The organism is Parviterribacter multiflagellatus (genome assembly GCF_056863265.1).
The window spans coordinates 137,592-153,476 of record NZ_JBXPIZ010000014.1; the positions used below are offsets into that span (position 1 = coordinate 137,592).

The 15,885-nt window shown below is 75.1% G+C and carries 18 protein-coding genes; 10 read left to right on the top strand and 8 right to left on the bottom strand.

Annotated features, from left to right (window positions below; all coding sequences use genetic code 11):
* Window positions 1-3 precede the first annotated feature (3 nt).
* Complete coding sequence (locus AC1UE5_RS26875) at window positions 4-897, bottom strand: hypothetical protein (RefSeq protein WP_482929023.1); 894 nt, start codon at window positions 895-897, stop codon at window positions 4-6.
* A 107-nt stretch (window positions 898-1,004) separates the two neighbouring features.
* On the opposite strand from AC1UE5_RS26875, the gene AC1UE5_RS26880 reads away from it, so the two are divergent.
* The 5 genes from AC1UE5_RS26880 to AC1UE5_RS26900 all read left to right on the top strand — a co-directional run bounded on the left by AC1UE5_RS26880 (window position 1,005) and on the right by AC1UE5_RS26900 (window position 5,901).
* On the top strand, window positions 1,005-1,988 hold the full coding sequence (locus AC1UE5_RS26880; RefSeq protein WP_482929072.1) for a zinc-binding dehydrogenase: 984 nt from the start codon (window positions 1,005-1,007) through the stop codon (window positions 1,986-1,988).
* Window positions 1,989-2,067: 79 nt separating this feature from the next.
* Window positions 2,068-3,207 carry a histidine kinase gene (locus tag AC1UE5_RS26885; protein WP_482929024.1) on the top strand — a complete coding sequence of 380 codons (1,140 nt, stop codon included), beginning with the start codon at window positions 2,068-2,070 and terminating at the stop codon, window positions 3,205-3,207.
* The gene (locus AC1UE5_RS26890; RefSeq protein WP_482929025.1) at window positions 3,204-3,920 is read left to right on the top strand and encodes a LytR/AlgR family response regulator transcription factor; all 717 of its coding nucleotides are present in this window, start codon (window positions 3,204-3,206) and stop codon (window positions 3,918-3,920) included. Before AC1UE5_RS26885 ends, AC1UE5_RS26890 begins: the two co-directional genes overlap by 4 nt.
* Window positions 3,917-4,234, top strand: coding sequence for a hypothetical protein (locus tag AC1UE5_RS26895; protein ID WP_482929026.1), 318 nt, complete (start codon window positions 3,917-3,919; stop codon window positions 4,232-4,234). The genes AC1UE5_RS26890 and AC1UE5_RS26895 overlap by 4 nt, the downstream gene beginning before the upstream one ends.
* Window positions 4,231-5,901, top strand: coding sequence for a sodium/solute symporter (locus tag AC1UE5_RS26900; protein WP_482929027.1), 1,671 nt, complete (start codon window positions 4,231-4,233; stop codon window positions 5,899-5,901). Before AC1UE5_RS26895 ends, AC1UE5_RS26900 begins: the two co-directional genes overlap by 4 nt.
* Here the strand turns inward: AC1UE5_RS26900 and AC1UE5_RS26905 are convergent.
* A complete protein-coding gene (locus AC1UE5_RS26905; RefSeq protein WP_482929028.1) occupies window positions 5,898-6,776 on the bottom strand; it encodes an SDR family oxidoreductase in 879 nt (292 codons plus the stop codon). The genes AC1UE5_RS26900 and AC1UE5_RS26905 overlap by 4 nt on opposite strands.
* 78 nt (window positions 6,777-6,854) lie before the next feature.
* Between AC1UE5_RS26905 and AC1UE5_RS26910 the strand changes: the two genes are divergently transcribed.
* Window positions 6,855-7,304 (top strand): Rrf2 family transcriptional regulator, encoded by a 450-nt coding sequence (locus AC1UE5_RS26910; RefSeq protein WP_482929029.1) that lies wholly within the window; start codon window positions 6,855-6,857, stop codon window positions 7,302-7,304.
* Window positions 7,305-7,310: 6 nt separating this feature from the next.
* Here the strand turns inward: AC1UE5_RS26910 and AC1UE5_RS26915 are convergent, their stop codons facing one another.
* The gene (locus AC1UE5_RS26915; protein WP_482929030.1) at window positions 7,311-7,538 is read right to left on the bottom strand and encodes a hypothetical protein; all 228 of its coding nucleotides are present in this window, start codon (window positions 7,536-7,538) and stop codon (window positions 7,311-7,313) included.
* A 23-nt stretch (window positions 7,539-7,561) separates the two neighbouring features.
* Between AC1UE5_RS26915 and AC1UE5_RS26920 the strand changes: the two genes are divergently transcribed.
* From AC1UE5_RS26920 to AC1UE5_RS26935, 4 genes are read left to right on the top strand one after another with little or no spacing between them, the layout of a single operon-like run.
* Window positions 7,562-8,440, top strand: a complete 879-nt coding sequence (locus AC1UE5_RS26920; protein WP_482929031.1) for an AAA family ATPase — start codon at window positions 7,562-7,564, stop codon at window positions 8,438-8,440.
* The gene (locus tag AC1UE5_RS26925; protein WP_482929032.1) at window positions 8,440-9,849 is read left to right on the top strand and encodes a VWA domain-containing protein; all 1,410 of its coding nucleotides are present in this window, start codon (window positions 8,440-8,442) and stop codon (window positions 9,847-9,849) included. Before AC1UE5_RS26920 ends, AC1UE5_RS26925 begins: the two co-directional genes overlap by 1 nt.
* Window positions 9,846-10,295 (top strand): PH domain-containing protein, encoded by a 450-nt coding sequence (locus tag AC1UE5_RS26930; protein ID WP_482929033.1) that lies wholly within the window; start codon window positions 9,846-9,848, stop codon window positions 10,293-10,295. The genes AC1UE5_RS26925 and AC1UE5_RS26930 overlap by 4 nt, the downstream gene beginning before the upstream one ends.
* A gap of 5 nt (window positions 10,296-10,300) precedes the next feature.
* Window positions 10,301-11,758, top strand: a complete 1,458-nt coding sequence (locus tag AC1UE5_RS26935) for a PH domain-containing protein (RefSeq protein ID WP_482929034.1) — start codon at window positions 10,301-10,303, stop codon at window positions 11,756-11,758.
* Here the strand turns inward: AC1UE5_RS26935 and AC1UE5_RS26940 are convergent.
* The 5 genes from AC1UE5_RS26940 to AC1UE5_RS26960 form a co-directional block, all read right to left on the bottom strand.
* A complete protein-coding gene (locus tag AC1UE5_RS26940; RefSeq protein WP_482929035.1) occupies window positions 11,755-12,141 on the bottom strand; it encodes a winged helix-turn-helix transcriptional regulator in 387 nt (128 codons plus the stop codon). The two genes, AC1UE5_RS26935 and AC1UE5_RS26940, sit on opposite strands and share 4 nt — an antisense overlap.
* Window positions 12,142-12,147: 6 nt before the next feature.
* Window positions 12,148-12,975: an NAD(P)-dependent oxidoreductase gene (locus tag AC1UE5_RS26945; RefSeq protein ID WP_482929036.1), complete on the bottom strand. Its 828-nt coding sequence runs from the start codon at window positions 12,973-12,975 to the stop codon at window positions 12,148-12,150.
* Window positions 12,976-13,076: 101 nt separating this feature from the next.
* Complete coding sequence (locus AC1UE5_RS26950) at window positions 13,077-13,934, bottom strand: ABC transporter permease (protein ID WP_482929037.1); 858 nt, start codon at window positions 13,932-13,934, stop codon at window positions 13,077-13,079.
* The gene (locus AC1UE5_RS26955; protein ID WP_482929038.1) at window positions 13,931-14,908 is read right to left on the bottom strand and encodes an ATP-binding cassette domain-containing protein; all 978 of its coding nucleotides are present in this window, start codon (window positions 14,906-14,908) and stop codon (window positions 13,931-13,933) included. Before AC1UE5_RS26955 ends, AC1UE5_RS26950 begins: the two co-directional genes overlap by 4 nt.
* Window positions 14,909-15,016: 108 nt before the next feature.
* Window positions 15,017-15,823 (bottom strand): hypothetical protein, encoded by an 807-nt coding sequence (locus AC1UE5_RS26960; protein ID WP_482929039.1) that lies wholly within the window; start codon window positions 15,821-15,823, stop codon window positions 15,017-15,019.
* Window positions 15,824-15,885: the final 62 nt, after the last annotated feature.

Here is a 15,885-nt window from a genome sequence, read left to right on the forward strand (position 1 = left end):
CTCCTAGCGCCGCCGCACCGCCGGGTCCAGCGCGCGCGGCAGGTCGCGGCCGCCCGCCAGGCGCGCGGTCAGGCCGAGCTGCGCCGCGTCCGTGCCCGCCGGGAGCACCGCGAGGAACGCGCGGCTGTCAGCGTCGATCGGCAGCGGGCGCGGCGCGCCGGCGACGGTGAGCGTCAGCCCGCGCACGTCCTCGCCCGCCAGGCCGACCACGACGACGCGGCCGTCCACCGTCTCGACCGTGGCGACCGGCATCGCGGCGTTCGCGCGGCCGCACTGCGGCGCGCCCTGGAGCCGGTGGGGCTGCGCGCCGAACCGGTCGGGGACGCGCACCCAGCTCACGCAGACGCGCCCGCCGTCCGGCGGCGCGACGTCGGCCCGCCACGTCCCGGCGCCGGCCGGGTCGTCGACGTCGAGCTCGGGCACGGGCGCGGTGCGGACGACGCGCAGCTCGTCGTCCTGCTCCACCACCGCGCGCAGCGGCGGGCGGTCGACCAGGCCGGCCAGCACGACGAGGAGGACCCGCGGCTCCCCCGCCCGGCGCCGGTAGGCGAACGTCCGGCCGGGCGCCTGCAGCCGCGCGCGCACGACGCTCGGCGCGAACGTCACCGCGATCATGGTGCGGGCGGCGCGCGGGTCCTCGGCGGTCTCGCGCAGGACGTTGTAGTCGAAGACCGTGCCGCCCGCGAGCTCCTCGCACCAGCGCTCCTTGGCGTCGTCGCCGCGCCGGACGCTGACGCACGTCGCGTCGCCGTCGGCCGTCACGCGCGCGGTCCAGCGGGCGCCGCCTGCCGGGTCCGCGACCGAGACGGTGTCGCCGCCGCCGGCCGCGGCCGGGGTCGCGAGGGTGCCGCCGAGCAGCAGCGCAGCGATGCTCGACAAGGCGGTCCGTCGTCCCACCGGCAGACCCTACGCCCCTCGCCGCCGCCCGCGCCGACCGCGAGTCAGCCCTCGAACAGGCGGTCCTTGACTTCAACCATGGTTGAAGGGCCATGCTGGGAGGAGCCATGAACGCGATCCTCCTGCGGGACTTCGGTCCCGCCACGAACCTCCGTCTCGAGCAGACCGACGCGCCGGCCCCGGGGCCCGGCGAGGTCCGCATCGCCGTCGGCGCGGCCGGCGTGCACCTCGTCGACACGAAGCTCCGCGCGGGCGAGCAGATCGGCGCCTTCGCCGCCGCGCCGGCGCTGCCGATGATCCCCGGGCGCGAGGTCGCGGGCGTCGTCGAGTCGGTCGGGCCCGACGTCGACCCGGCGTGGCTCGGCCGGCGGGTCGCCACGCACCTGGGGATGAAGAGCGGCGGCTACGCCGAGCTGGCCGTGCGCGAGGTGTCCGAGCTCCTGCCGGTCGAGAACGGGCTCACCGACGCGCAGGCGGTCGCGCTCGTCGGGACCGGCCGCACGACGGTCGCCGTGCTGGAGACGGCGCCGCCGACGGCGGACGACGTGGTGGTCGTGCCCGCGGCGGCGGGCGGCATCGGCTCGCTGCTCGTCCAGGCCGCCAAGCACGCGGGCGCGTACGTCGTCGGCGCGGCGGGCGGGCCGGCGAAGACCGAGCTCGTGCGGTCGCTCGGCGCGGACGTCGCGCTCGACTACGACGACCCGGCGTGGGCCGACGCGGCGCGCGAGGCGCTCGGCGAGCGCACCGTGACGCTCGTCTACGACGGCATCGGCGGCGTGCGCGGGCGGGCGGCGTTCGAGCTGCTCGGGGCCGGCGGACGGCACGTGATCTTCGGCTGGTCGGAGGGCGCGATCACCCGCTTCACGCCCGACGAGATCGCCGCGCGCGGCCTGACGGTCGACGGCGCGATCGGGCCGCGGATGTTCGCGCACCCCGGCGGCATCCGCGCGCTGCAGGAGGCGGCCTTCGCAGCGGCCGCGCGCGGGGAGTGGCAGCCGCTGGTCACCGAGTTCGCGTTGAGCGACGCCGCCGCCGCGCACGAGGCGCTCGAGTCCCGCGCGACGACGGGCAAGGTCGTGCTGGTGCCATAGCCGCGCCGGCGCCCCCATCGGCTCTTCCCCTCCGCCCGCGCTGTCATGCTGCCGGGCGGAGGCGAGGGGTCTGGACGTCTTGCTTGGAGCGGTGCTGGGGGCGGTGCTGACGGTGTCGGCGCTGGCACTCGCGCGCCTGGTGCGCGCCCCGCGGCGCGTGCTCGCGCCGTCGGAGGAGGCCACGCGCGTGGCGCTCCACGCCGCCGCCGCGACGCTCCCCCACCTGCGGCGCGGGCTGACGCGCGCGACCGCGGCCCGCGCGATCCCCCACCTGCGCGCGCTGACCGGCGCCGACGCCGTGGCGGTGTGCGACCTGGAGACGGTGCTGGCGGTCGACGGCGACGTCCCCGAGGGCGTGCGCGCGGACGGCCCGGTGCCGGACGGGCTGGCGGCGGCGCCGAACGGGCGCGTGCACGTCGAGCCGGCGCTCGGCGCGGTGGTCGCGCCGCTGCGGATCGGCGACGAGCTGGTGGGCTCGCTGTGCGCGTTCCGCGCCGCGCACGAGCGGCTGCGGCCCGAGGACGCGCGGGTGCTCGGCGAGGCCGCGCTGCTGGTGAGCGCGCAGCTCGAGCTCTCCGCGGTGGCGGCGCAGGAGGAGCGGCTGGCCGAGGCGGAGCTGCGCGCGCTGCGGGCGCAGATCTCACCGCACTTCATCTACAACGCGCTCGCCGCGGTGGCGAGCTACATCCGCTCCCGCCCCGAGGACGCGCGCGAGCTGCTCACCGAGTTCGCCGAGTTCATCCGCTACGCGTTCCGGCGCGAGCGCCCGTACGTGACGCTCGCCGACGAGCTCCACTACGTGCAGAAGTACCTGCGGCTCGAGCAGGCGCGGTTCGGGGAGCGGCTCGTCGTCCGCGTGCAGGTCGCGCCCGAGGTGCTCGGCGCGGTCGTGCCGGTGCTCTCGCTCCAGCCGCTCGTGGAGAACGCGGTCCGCCACGGGGTCGAGTCGCGCGCCGGCGTCGGGCACGTCGAGATCAGCGGCCGCGACCTCGGCCCGGACGTCGAGCTGTGCGTCCGCGACGACGGCGCGGGGATGAGCGCCGAGCGCGCGGCGGCGGTCCTCGGCGGCCGCGGCGCGGGGATCGGGCTGTCGAACGTGGACGCGCGGCTGCGGCAGACGTTCGGCGCCGACTACGGGCTGGCGGTCGACTCGGAGGAGGGCGCGGGGACGAGCGTGACGATGACCGTGCCGAAGTTCCGCGCGGGGGTCCGCGCGTGACCGGCGCCCTGTCCGTGCTCGCGGTCGACGACGAGCGCCCGGCGCTGGAGGACCTCGTCCACCTCCTGCGCAGCGCGCCCGGCGTGGCGGAGGTCGAGACCGCGTCGAGTGGCGAGGACGCGCTCCAGATGCTCGGCCGCCGGACGTACGACGCGCTCTTCCTCGACGTCCGGATGCCCGGGCTGGACGGGGTCGAGCTGGCGCGGGTGCTGCGCCGGTTCGCCGACCCGCCCGCCGTGGTGTTCGTCAGCGCGTACGAGAGCGCGGCGGTGGAGGCGTTCGAGGTGCGCGCGCTCGACTACCTCGTCAAGCCGGTGAGCGCGGCGCGGCTGCGGGAGGCGCTGGCCCGCGTCGGCACGCGCGAGACGCCGGCCGAGGACGACTCGGTGGTGCCGGTCGACAACATCCGCGGCGGCGGGACGCGGCTCATCCCGCGCGCGTCGATCCTCTACCTGCAGGCCAACGGCGACTACGTGCGGATCGTGGCCGACGACGGCCGGTTCCTCCTGCGCGGGCGGCTGACCGACCTCGAGCAGCGGTGGGAGGCGCACGGGTTCGTCCGCGTCCACCGCGGCTACCTGGCGAACCTGCCGCGCGCGGTCGAGGTGCGGCCGCTGCTGAACGGCACCGCGGTGCTGGTGTTCGGCGACGGGTCGCGGGTGCCGATCGCGCGGCGCCAGATCGGCGAGCTGCGGCGGCGGCTGCGGGCGTGACGCGGCCGCGGTCGACCCGCGCCGAGCTGGAGGAGGCGACCGCCCACGGCGACCTCTACCTGCGGCGGCTGCGGCGGGCGCAGCTGTCGCTGTCGCTGCTGGCGCTCGTGGTGCTCGCGGGGCTGGTCGGCTCGCTCCCGCTGCTCATCCTGCTCGTCCCCTCGCTGGGCGACGTCGACGTGCTCGGCGTGCCGGTGGCGATCGGGCTCGTGATCGTCCCGCCGCTGGTGACGTACGTGGCGCTGGGGTGGCTCTACCAGCGGCGGGCCGACGCGCTGGACGAGGCGTTCCGCGACGTGGTCGGGGACGAGTGAGCCTCGCGCTGCTGGCGATCGCGGGCGTGGCGGCCGGCGCGATCGGCATCGGCGCCTGGGGCGTGCGGCTGGCGCGGACGACGTCGGACCTGCTCGTCGCCTCGCGCGCGGTGACGCCGTGGTGGAACGCGGCGGCGATCGGCGGCGAGTACCTGAGCGCCGCGTCGTTCCTGGGCATCGCGGGGCTGCAGATGAAGTACGGGTCGGCGGCGCTGTGGCTGCCGGTCGGCTTCGCAGGCGGGTACCTGGCGCTGCTCTTCTTCGTCGCGGCGCCGCTGCGGCGGTTCGGCTCCTACACCGTCGCGGACTTCGCGGAGGCGCGGCTGCAGAGCGCGCGGCTGCGGTCGCTGGCCAGCGCCGTCGTGCTGCTGATCGGCGCGCTCTACCTCGTGCCGCAGCTCAAGGGTGCGGGCCTGACGGTGCGGGAGGTGACCGGCGGGCCCTACTGGCTCGGGCTCGCGGTGGTGGCGCTCGTGGTCGCGCTGAACGTCGCGCTGGGCGGGATGCGCGGGATCACCTACGTGCAGGCGTACCAGTACTGGCTCAAGACGTTCGCGATCGCGCTGCCGGCGTGCCTGCTCGTGCTGCACCTCGGCGGGCTGCCGGAACGGGCGGCGCTGTTCGGGCAGGAGCTGCCGCGGGCGCCGTCGGGGGGTCTCGTCGTGACGCTGGAGGAGCCGGTCGAGGTCACCTGGCCCGACACCGGCGAGCGCGAGACCCTGCCCGCAGGCCGGTTCGTCGTGCCGGAGGGCCGCACGGTGCCGGTGGCCGAGGGCATCGAGCCGATGCGGGGTGAGGAGTGGGCCGACCCGGTGGGCGACGGGCGCGCGTCGCCGCTGTTCGTCTACTCGCTGCTCGTCGCGACGTTCCTGGGAACCATGGGGCTCCCCCACATCCTCGTCCGCTTCTACACCAACCGCGACGGGCCGGCGGCGCGGCGCACGACGGTGCGCGTGCTCGGCCTGCTCGGGCTCTTCTACCTGTTCCCCGCGGTGTACGGCCTGCTCGGCCGGGCGCTCGTGCCGGAGCTGTACGTGACCGGCGAGACCGACCTCGCGGTGCTCCGCATCCCCGAGGCCGCCTGGCCCGGGCCGGTGGGCGACGCGCTCGGCGCGCTGGTGGCAGCGGGCGCGTTCGCGGCGTTCATGTCGACCGCGTCGGGGCTCCTCGTGTCCGTCGCAGGGACGTTGTCGTACGACGTCTGGGACCGCGTGCGGCCGCCGCGCGACCGGGTCCGCGACCGGCTGCGGCGCTTCCGGATCTGCGCCGTCGCGGCGATGGGCGTGCCGGTCGTGCTCGCGCTGGCGACGCGCGCCGTCGACATCAGCGTGCTCGTCGGGTGGGCGTTCGCGCTGGCGGCGTCGACGTTCTGCCCGCTCCTGCTGCTCGGCATCTGGTGGACCCGGCTGACCGCGCGGGGCGCCGCCGCGGGGCTGGTCGTCGGCGCGTCCGTGACGACGGTCGCGGTGGCCGTCGGGATGGCGACCGGCGGCCTGGCCAACGCCGACACGCTGCTGGTGCAGCCGGCGCTGGTGTCGGTGCCGCTCGCCTTCCTGACGATGGTGCTGGTGTCGCTGCGCGACCGGCCCCAGGCGGCGCCGGAGGCGCTGATGCGCGCGCTCCATGCGCCGGAGGGGCTGGGGCTCGAGCGGGCCGCGGCCCGCTAGGCCGCCGCGGTCTGCGCCAGCGCGGCGGCGAGCACGTCGCGCAGCGGGGTCGGGTCCGCGCCGGTGAGGTCCTTCACCGCGGTGCTGACGGGCGCGCTGTAGCCCAGGCGCGCGCCGGTGCCGAAGGTCGCGATCCCCTGGGCGAGCGGCGCGGGCATGCCGGCGTGCTCCTCCAGGCCCTTCGCGGCCGCGGCGTCGTCGACGAGGACGAGCTCGACCGGCGAGCCGCCGACCTCCGCGAAGAGCGTCGCGAGGTCCGCGGGCGTGGGCGCGTCGGGGCCGGTGATGTCGTACGCCTTGCCGGCGTGGCCGTCGGTCGTGAGCACGGCGGCCGCGGCGGCGGCGCACTCCTCGCGGGTCACGTACGAGACGCCGCCGGTGCCAGCGTTGGTGACCAGGCGGCCGGTCGCGATCGCGCCCTGGCCGACCTGAACGGCCATGTCGGCGTAGATCGAGTTCCGCAGGAACGTCCAGGCCACGCCGGTGGCGCGGATCGCCTCCTCCGTGGCGCGGTGCTCGGCGGCGACGACGATCGGGTTGGAGTCGCTCGGGTTCGTGATCGAGGTGTAGGCGATGTGCCCGACGCCGGCCTCTTTGGCCGCCTGCACCGCCGCGACCTGCTGCGGGACGCGGTCGCCGATGCGGTCGGTCGAGATGAGCAGGAGCTTCTCGACGCCCGCGAAGGCGCTCGGGAGCGTGGCCGGATCGTCGAAGTCGCCGCGGCGGACCTGCGCGCCCTTGGCGGCGAGGTCGGCGAGCTTCGCGGGGTCGCGGGTGATCAGGACGACGTCCTGCGGGGCGGTGGTGGCGAGGACGCGGTCGGCGACGAGGCGGCCGAGCTGACCGGCGGCGCCGGTGATGGCGATGGTGGGCATGCGGGGTGCGCTCCGAATTCGTAGGTGCCGTGACTGCGAATTACCGTAGCAGCGACAGCTACGAATAGACTGGGTCGTGTGGCGCAGCCCACCAACACCCAGTTCGCGCTCGGCGTCCACCTCCTCACGCTCCTGACCGCCGCCGGGGAGACGGGACGCGTCTCGTCGGAGTTCCTCGCGGGCAGCGCGGGCTCGAACCCCGTCCACGTCCGGCGCCTCCTCGGCCGCCTCCGCGAGGCCCGGCTGGTCGCCTCCCGCCCCGGCCCCTCCGGCGGCTGGGTCCTCACCACCGACCCCGCGTCGACCACGCTCGCCGACGTCTGGCGCGTCGTCAACGGCGACGACCCGGTCCTCGGCCTCCACTCCGCCGCCCCGGGTTGCACCGCCGGCCAGGCCATCCAGACCCAGCTCACCGCCCTCGACCGCGCCGCCGCCGCGGCCATCGAGGCCGAGCTCGCCCGCACCACCCTCGCCGACCTCGTCGCGCGCGCGGGCGTGACGCCGGACCTCACGGCCCCCGCGGCCTGACGATCGTCAGAACGTGCGGTTGTCTTCCTTGGGGCGCGGGTCGCCGGGGTCGTCGTTGTAGGCGATGTAGCCGCCGACGACCATCGCGATGGTCGCCAGGAAGACGACGAAGATGCCGCAGCCCACCACGAACTTGGAGCCGTAGAGGTGGCCGAAGATCGCGAGCGCCACGCCGGCCACCATGAAGATGAGCACGGGGGCGGCAGGGACGTCGGAGGCAGCGAGGAGCCACATGCCGCCTATCATCCACGGTCCGCATGGTCGCCGCTCCCACCACCCCCGCCGACGTCGACCAGGGCCTGCGCTCGGTCGGCTACCTGCCCAGCGCCTCCGCGGCGCTCGTGTCGCTCCTCGCGATCAAGCTCGGCAAGCCGATCCTCGTCGAGGGGCCGGCGGGCGTCGGCAAGACGCAGCTCGCCAAGTCGCTCTCCCAGTACCTCGGGCGCGAGCTCGTGCGGCTCCAGTGCTACGAGGGGCTCGACGAGGCGAAGGCGCTGTACGAGTGGAACTACCGCAAGCAGCTCCTGCGCATCCAGGCCGAGGCCACGGGCACCGGCTGGGAGGAGGTGCAGGACGACATCTTCGGCGAGGAGTTCCTGCTCGAGCGGCCGCTGATGACCGCGATCGCCTCCCCCGAGCCGGTCGTGCTGCTCATCGACGAGATCGACAAGACCGACCAGGAGTTCGAGGCGATGCTCCTCGAGGTCCTCTCCGACTTCCAGCTGTCGATCCCCGAGCTCGGCACGGTCACGTCCAAGACGCACCCGATCGTGCTGCTCACGTCGAACAACTCGCGCGAGCTGACCGAGGCGCTCAAGCGGCGCTGCCTCTACCTGTGGCTCGACTACCCCGACACCGAGCACGAGCTGGAGATCGTCCGCCTGCACGCGCCGGAGCTGGACGCCAACGTCGCGCGCCGCCTCGTCGAGGTCGTCCACATGGTGCGCGAGCTCGACCTCAAGAAGCCGCCGTCGATCGCGGAGTCGATCGACTGGGCGCGCGCCCTGCTCCTGCTCGGCGCCGAGGACGTGGACGGCGAGACGTTCAGCCAGACGCTGTCGGTCATCGTCAAGCACCGCACGGACCTCGACCTCGTCGCCGAGCGCGTCGGCGTCAAGCTGCCCCGGCCGGTCTGATGCCCGCCCCCGCAGGCTTCGCCGCGCGGCTCGTCGAGCTCGGCGAGGACCTGCGCGAGGAGGGCCTGCAGGTCGGCACGACCGGCCTGCTCGACGCGTTCGCCGCGCTCGAGCACGTCGGCTGGACCGACCCCGAGATCTTCAAGGAGGCGCTGGCCGCGACGATGGCCAAGTCGCCCGAGGACCGGAGGGTGTTCGAGCTCGTCTTCGACCGCTGGCTCTTCCGCGCCGCCGAGCAGGCCGCGGTCGACCTGCAGGTCAAGGAAGGCGAGCGCGCCGCGGGAGAGGAAGGCGCCGAGGGGGAGCCGCGCGCGGACGAGTTCGACGTCGGCGAGCTGAACCTCGACGTGCTCCGCCAGCAGATCGCGGCGGCGCTGCGCGACGGCTCCGAGGGCGCGATGCGCGACCTCGCCCGCCTGGCCATCGCCGCGTTCGGCCGCCAGGGCAACGGCTCCGGCGTCATCGGCGTCGACGTCCAGCGCATCCGGCGCGCGCTGGGGCTCCGGGCCGAGCCGCAGCCCGAGCTGCCGCCCGAGGACCCGCGCCACGACGGCCTCCCCCGCGACCAGCTCCGCCGGTTCGAGCAGATCCTGCGGCGGGAGCTCGAGCGCGGCCAGATCGAGCGCACCGAGCAGCTCCCCGCCAAGCGCGCGCTGTCCGAGCTCGACCGCGCGCTCCCCACCGGCGCCGTCCAGGACCTCGCCGCGATCCACCGCGTCGTCGCGCAGCTCAAGCGCCGCCTGAAGACGCAGGGGCAGGAGCACCGCGGCCAGCGGCGCCGCGTCCACGTCGACGTCCGCCGCACGATGCGCGCGTCGCTGGAGACCGGCGGCGTGCCGGTCGTCATCAAGACCAAGCCGGTCCGCCCGCGCCGCCCCGAGATCTTCGTCCTCTGCGACGTCAGCACGTCCGTCACGAGCGCGTCGGTGTTCTTCCTCAGCGTGATGCACGCGCTGCACGACTCGTTCCGCAAGATGCGCTCGTTCGTCTTCATCGAGCGCGTGTCCGAGGTCAGCGACGTCTTCCTCAAGGAGCGCGACTTCAAGGCGGTGAGCGAGGCGATCGGCCGCGACGCCGGCGTGGCCGACATCTCCGGCTACACCGACTACGGCCGCGTCTGGTCCGAGTTCCGCGAGCTGGTCGAGGACGAGCTGCACCCGCGCGCGACCGTGATCGTCCTGGGCGACGCGCGGACCAACGGCCGCGACCCGCGCGCCGACATCTTCGCCGCGATCGCCGCCAAGGCGGGCCGGACGTTCTGGCTCAACCCCGAGCCGCGCCTGTACTGGAACTACGGCGACTCGGTGATCTCCGCCTACGAGGAGCACTGCCGCGCGTTCGAGTGCTGGACGACGACCCAGCTCGAGGACTTCGTCAAGGCCCTCACGCAGCCCACGGGCTGGACGTGAGCGACCCCGCACCCGAGCCCGCGCACCGGCTCCCCAGCCGCGCCCGCGGGCTGTGGGCGGTGCAGTACGGCGGCGCGGCGCTGCTCGCCACGATCGTCGTCGGCAGCACGGCCGGGTCGCCGTGGTGGCTGATCCCGCTCGTCGGCGGCGGCGTGCTGACGTTCCTCGTCCCCGCCGTCCGCTGGCGGCGCTGGCGGTACGAGATCCGCGACGACGAGATCGACCTGCGCCACGGCGTGTGGACCGTCACGCGCACGCTCGTGCCGATCCGCCGCGTCCAGCACGTCGACACCGAGGCGGGCCTGCTGCAGAACGCGATGGACCTGCGCGCCGTGACGTTCCACACGGCCGCGGGCAAGACCGCGATCCCCGCGGTGGAGCCGGGCGAGGCCGAGGCGATCCGCCGCCGCGTGGCCGACCTCGCCCGCACGCGGGACGACGTCTGACGGGCATGGCGGCGAACGAGGGGCGCCGGTTCCACGTCGCCGCGATCGGCGCCGAGGCCGTGGGCGGCATCGGCCGGATCGTGCTGCCGCTGATGGCGATCGGCCTGCTCGGGTCGGGCGACGCGACGGGCGTCCTCTTCTACGGCGTCTTCGGCCTGGTCGCCTCCGTCTTCTTCGCGTGGCTGACGTGGGAGACGTCGTGGTGGTGGCTGCGCGCGGACGAGGTGCGCCTCAAGACCGGCCTGCTGAGCGAGCGCATCGTCGCGATCCCGCTGGAGCGCGTGCAGGCGGTCGACACCGTCCACGGGCCGGTGCAGCGGCTGTTCGGCGTCGTCGAGCTGCACGTCCAGGCGGCCGGCGGCGGCAAGCAGGGCGAGATCGTGCTGAAGGCGGTGACGCCCGCGCACGCGGAGGAGCTCCGTGACGCGGTCCGCCGCGCGGGCGCCGAGGAGCGGCCGGAGGAGGCGCTCGCCGCGCGGCCCGAGTCGCCGCTGGGCCCGGGCGCGGGCGGGGCGCGCGCGACGTGGCGGCTGGGCCGCGGCGCGCTGCTCGCAGCGGCGCTCACGTCGGGCTCGTTCGGCGTCCTCGTGCCGGTCGTCGCCGGCGCGTCGCAGACGGCCGACGACGTGATCGGGATCGGCGACCCCGAGCGGCTGCTCCCCCACTCCGTCGGCGCCGCGCTGCTGGTCGTGGGGATCGCGCTGGTGGCGGCGTGGCTGCTGTCGATCGCGGGGACGCTCGTCGCGTTCGCGGGCTTCAGCGCGGCCCGTGAGGGCGACCGGCTGCGCATCCAGCGCGGGTTCCTGGAGCGGCGCGTCGCGTCCGTGCCGGTCGCGCGCGTCCACGCGGTGCGGGTGGTCGAGAGCCTGCTGCGCCAGCCGTTCGGCCTCGCGACGGTGCGGATCGAGACCGCGGGCTACGCGAACGAGGCGGCGACGGCGCAGACGCTCCTGCCGCTGGTCCGCCGCAGCGAGGTGGCGGCGGTGCTGGACGAGCTGCTCCCCGAGCTGGCCGGCGCGGCGGGTGACCGCGTGGCGCTGCAGGCGCCGCCCCCGCGCGCGCTGCGCCGCTACGTCGCGCCGCCCGTGACGCTCGCGCTGGTGGTGGGCGCGGGCGTCGGGATCGCGTTCGCGCCGGTCGGCCTCATCGCCCTCGCGCTCGTCCTCCCTGCCGCCGCGTTCGGCGTCGCCCGCCACCGCGCCGCCGGCTGGGCCCGCGCCGGCGACCTCGTCGTCCTGCGTTCGCGCAGCATCGTCGCCCGCACGACCGCGACCGCCGACGCGCGCCGCCTCCAGCGCGTCCGCACCGCGGCATCGCCGTTGCAGCGCCGCGCCGCGCTCGCGAACCTCGGCGTCGCGGTCTCGTCCGGCAAGGCCTTCTCGGTCGCCCACCTCGAAGTCGCCACCGCCGACACGGTCCGCACCGCGCTCGCCGCGGCCGCGGTCACGCCGCCGCCGCGCTAGGCGGCGTCCGGGTGCAGCGGCAGGCCGAGCCGCTCCATCCGCCGGCTGCCCCACGCGCCCAGCGGGGCGAGCGCCGCGTTGAGCGCAAGGCCCTCGTCGGTGAGGGAGTACTCGACGCGCGGCGGGACCTCGTCGTGCTCCTCGCGGTGGACGATGCCGTCGGCCTCCAGCTCGCGCAGCTGCTGGGCCAGCACCTTCTCGGTGACCCCGGGCAGCGCCCGGCGCAGCTCGCCGAAGCGGTGCGTGCGCTCCGCGAGGGCCCAGAGGATCAGCGCCTTCCACTTGCCGCCGACGACGTCCATCGCCGCATCGATGCCGCAGGTGTAGGGCTGGACGCGCACGGTCCGTCCGAGGCTAGCCGGACCGTGCGCGAGGGTGGCCATCGGCGGCTACGCGGGCGCGCCGGCGGCCGCGAGGTCGAGCGCGTGCAGCGAGGCGCGCAGGTGCCCGGTGAGGCCGTCGTCGATGCCCGCCGCGCGACTCGCGTCGAGCATGACCCGCAGGCCGACGCGCTGCATGTCGACCGGCGAGACGTCCGATCCGGGGCCCGGCGCGGTCGCCTGGGCGGGGATCGTCGCGAGCATCGCCTGCAGCCACGGCATCAGCAGCTCCTCGGCGAACCGCTGCGTGTCGGCGCCGGCGCTGCGGACGAGCGCGAACGCGTGCTCGGCGCCCGCGAACAGGCCGTACATCCCGCTCAGCAGCGCGTAGTCGTACAGCGCCGCGAGCCCGACGTCCGTGCCGAGGAACACCGGGCGCCCGAAGGCGGCCAGCACGGTCTCGGTGTCGGCGAACGCCTGGGCGTCGCCGCTGTACAGGAGGAACGCGCCGGCCTGGCCGATCATCGGCGGGATGGCCATGATGCCGCCGTCGACGTACCGCGCGCCGCGGCCGGTCAGCAGCGCGCTCGTCTCCTCCGCATGCGCGGGCGAGCTGCTCGTCAGGTTCACGACCGTCCGGCCCGCGACGTCCACGCCGTCGAGCGCCTCGTGGACCGACGCCTGGTCGAGCAGGCAGACGATCGTCAGGTCCGCCGCGGCCACGGCCTCCGCCACGCTCGCGGCCTCGCCCGCGCCCCGCGCGGTCAGCTCGCCGGCGCGGCCGGCGGTGCGGTTCCAGACGGTCACCTGGTGCCCGGCGTCGAGCAGCGCGCCCGCCAGCGCGCGCCCCATCGACCCGAGCCCCAGCACCGCCACATGCGTCCTCTCTGCGTTCATGCCGACCACCATGGGCGGCCGGCGGAGCGCCTTCAAGATCGCACCTGGAAGTGCGTGGTGACCTCGCGGTAAGCACCCACCGCGAGGTCACCGCCAGACGCCTAGTCGCGTGAGCGGTACAGCCGCACGGTCAGCGGCAGGAAGATCGCCGCGATGACGACCGCCTCGCCGATCACGAGGAGCACGTCGCCGGTCTCCGCGCTGCCCGCCATCAGGCCGCGCACGGCGGTGACGAGGTGGGAGATCGGGTTGACGTCGACGAACCCCTCCAGCACGCGCGGCAGCGTCTCGGGCTGGACGAACACGTTGCTCAGGAAGACCAGCGGGAACAGGCCCATGAAGCCCGTGTTCATCACCGCGTTCGGCGCGCGCATGATGAGGCCGAGCGTCGTGAAGATCCACGAGAACCCGAACGAGAACCCGACCACGAGCGCGACCGCCCCGAGCACGCCGAGCACCCCGCCGCCGACGTCGAAGCCCAGCACGATGCCGAGCACGACGACGATCGTGGACGCGACCGCGTAGCGGACGGTGTCGGCGAGGATCGCGCCCACGAGCGGCGCCGAGCGCGACACCGGCAGCGAGCGGAACCGGTCGACCACGCCCTTCGTGACGTCGGTGTTGAGCGTCACACCCGAGTACACCGTCGTGAAGAGCACGGCCTGGACGAGCACGCCCGGCAGCAGGAACTGCAGGTACTCGTCGGTCGAGCCCGCGACCGCGCCGCCGAACAGGTACGTGAACATCAGCAGGAACAGGACGGGCGTGATCGTCACGTCGAGCAGCTGCTCGGGCACGTGCTTGATCTTCAGCATCCCGCGCCACCCGAAGGCGACCGCGGCGGCGCCGGCGCCGGGCTTGGCCGGGCGCGGGCCGGACTGCAGCGCGGCGTGGAGCCGCTGCTCGTCGACGATCGGCGCGTCGAGCGCCTCGGCGGGACGTGGTGCGGTGGCGCTCATGCGGCGGCCTCCTCCAGGTCGGCGTCGGTGGGTTCGGCGGCGTGGCCGGTGAGGGCGAGGAACACCTCGTCGAGCGACGGGCGCCCGAGCGAGAAGTCGGCCAGCGCGATGTCCGCGCGGGCCAGCGCGGCGACCGCCTCGGCGGCGCGGTCGGGGTCGGTGACCGGAACGGAGAGCGCGGCCGGGTCGGACTCGCGCTGCACCTCGGCGCCGAGCGCCGGCGCCAGCAGCGCCGCGGCCTCCTCGCGCGCGGCCGGGTCGGCGAGCCGCACGTGCAGCGCGCCCTGCCCGACCGACGCCTTCAGCTCGCCCGGCGTGCCCTCGGCGATCACGTGGCCGTGGTCGATCACCGCGATGCGCGCGGCGAGCTGGTCGGCCTCGTCGAGGTACTGCGTGCAGAGCAGGATCGTCGTCCCCTGCGCGACCAGCGCCCGGACGATGTCCCACACCTGGTTGCGCGAGCGCGGGTCGAGGCCCGTCGTCGGCTCGTCGAGGAAGAGCAGGTCCGGCGTCACGACGATCGACGCGGCGATGTCGAGCCGCCGCCGCATGCCGCCGGAGTAGTGCTGCACCTGCTTGCCGGCGGCCTCGGTGAGCCCGAACGCCTCGAGCAGCTCGTCGGCGCGCACGCGGGCGGCGGCGCGGTCGTAGCCCCACAGCCGCCCGAGCAGCACGAGGTTCTCGCGGCCGGTGATCTCCTCGTCGACCGACGCGAGCTGGCCGGTCAGGCTCACCCGCTCGCGGACCTTGTCGGCCTCGCGCACGATGTCGTGGCCGAACACGCGCGCGCTCCCGCCGTCGGGCCGGCTGAGCGTCGCCAGCATCCGGATCGTCGTGGACTTCCCCGCGCCGTTCGGCCCGAGCACGCCGTACACCGTGCCCTGCTCGACCGCCAGGTCGACACCGTCCACGGCCCGCGTCTCACCGAAGGTCTTGACGAGGCCCGTCGCCTCGATCGCCAGCTCCCTGCTCATCGTCGTCGCGCTCCAGTCATGGGGTGCCTCCCGAGTATCGGCCCTCAACTCGGGTCGAAGTCAAGACCGGGTTCGAGCCCGTGAGTCATCGCGGCAGGTTCGAACCCGTCAGCGTGTGCGGCGGATCTGCAGCGTGAGGTCGGTCGTCGCGCACTCCCAGTAGCCGCGATCGGCCTTGGCCTTGGCCTTGCGGCAGTCGCCCGGGTAGTCGCCCTTCGGCAGGGCGTAGCCCTGCTCGGCCGACCCCTTCAGCGTCAGCCTGCGGCCGCGCGCGAGCTTGGGGAGGCTCGCGACCGCCTCGCCGCTGAACAGCACCGGCAGCGGGTTCGCCTGCTGGAACTTCGCGAGCGAGCCCCGGCCGACGTTCGGCGGGCAGTTCGTGAAGGGCGGGGGATCGTCGACCGGCGGAAGCTGGAGCAGGGCCTCGAGCTTCCCGCCCCCGTAGTCCGCGCTGACCGAGCCGGGCTTGAGCTTCTTCGTCCCGCAGACGAACAGCGGCGCGAGGAGGTCGTCCTCGTCCGGCGGGCATGGCCCGTACTCGCTCAGGTCCCCGCACGGGGTGCAGTTCGGCGGGATCTTGTGCGCGGTCCACTCCCCTTTGCGGGTCGCGGTGACCTTGATCGCCTCGTTCCAGCTCCGCGAGGTGTCGGGGTAGAACGTGAACTCGCGCGGGTCGGACCCGCTCCCCTTGAAGGTCATCGCCTTCGGCGTCGAGAAGCCGAGCGTCTGCTGGCCCGAGCCCTCGCTCCACTGCTTGCAGCGGTCCGGGTAGTCGAGGCTCGCGTACTTCCAGTCGAGCACGTGGATGCCGGTCAGCGTGACCGCGTAGCGGCGGTCGGCGGCGGCCGACGCGGCCGCGGGGAGGGCGAGGACCAGGAGGAGCGCCGCGAGGAGCGGCCGTCGGAGTCGGTGCATGACGCCGATCCTCCGGCGGCTCGCGGAGCGCGGCATCGGCGGAACCCCCAGCGCGGTCCGCG

Coding starts and splice junctions, on each gene's coding strand:
- AC1UE5_RS26880 (WP_482929072.1), top strand. CDS start 1,005: ATGAACGCGATCCTCCTGCGGGACTTCGGTCCCGCCACGAACCTCCGT.
- AC1UE5_RS26905 (WP_482929028.1), bottom strand. CDS start 6,776: ATGCCCACCATCGCCATCACCGGCGCCGCCGGTCAGCTCGGCCGCCTC.
- AC1UE5_RS26915 (WP_482929030.1), bottom strand. CDS start 7,538: ATGTGGCTCCTCGCTGCCTCCGACGTCCCTGCCGCCCCCGTGCTCATC.
- AC1UE5_RS26920 (WP_482929031.1), top strand. CDS start 7,562: ATGGTCGCCGCTCCCACCACCCCCGCCGACGTCGACCAGGGCCTGCGC.
- AC1UE5_RS26925 (WP_482929032.1), top strand. CDS start 8,440: ATGCCCGCCCCCGCAGGCTTCGCCGCGCGGCTCGTCGAGCTCGGCGAG.
- AC1UE5_RS26935 (WP_482929034.1), top strand. CDS start 10,301: ATGGCGGCGAACGAGGGGCGCCGGTTCCACGTCGCCGCGATCGGCGCC.
- AC1UE5_RS26940 (WP_482929035.1), bottom strand. CDS start 12,141: ATGGCCACCCTCGCGCACGGTCCGGCTAGCCTCGGACGGACCGTGCGC.
- AC1UE5_RS26945 (WP_482929036.1), bottom strand. CDS start 12,975: ATGAACGCAGAGAGGACGCATGTGGCGGTGCTGGGGCTCGGGTCGATG.
- AC1UE5_RS26950 (WP_482929037.1), bottom strand. CDS start 13,934: ATGAGCGCCACCGCACCACGTCCCGCCGAGGCGCTCGACGCGCCGATC.
- AC1UE5_RS26955 (WP_482929038.1), bottom strand. CDS start 14,908: ATGAGCAGGGAGCTGGCGATCGAGGCGACGGGCCTCGTCAAGACCTTC.
- AC1UE5_RS26960 (WP_482929039.1), bottom strand. CDS start 15,823: ATGCACCGACTCCGACGGCCGCTCCTCGCGGCGCTCCTCCTGGTCCTC.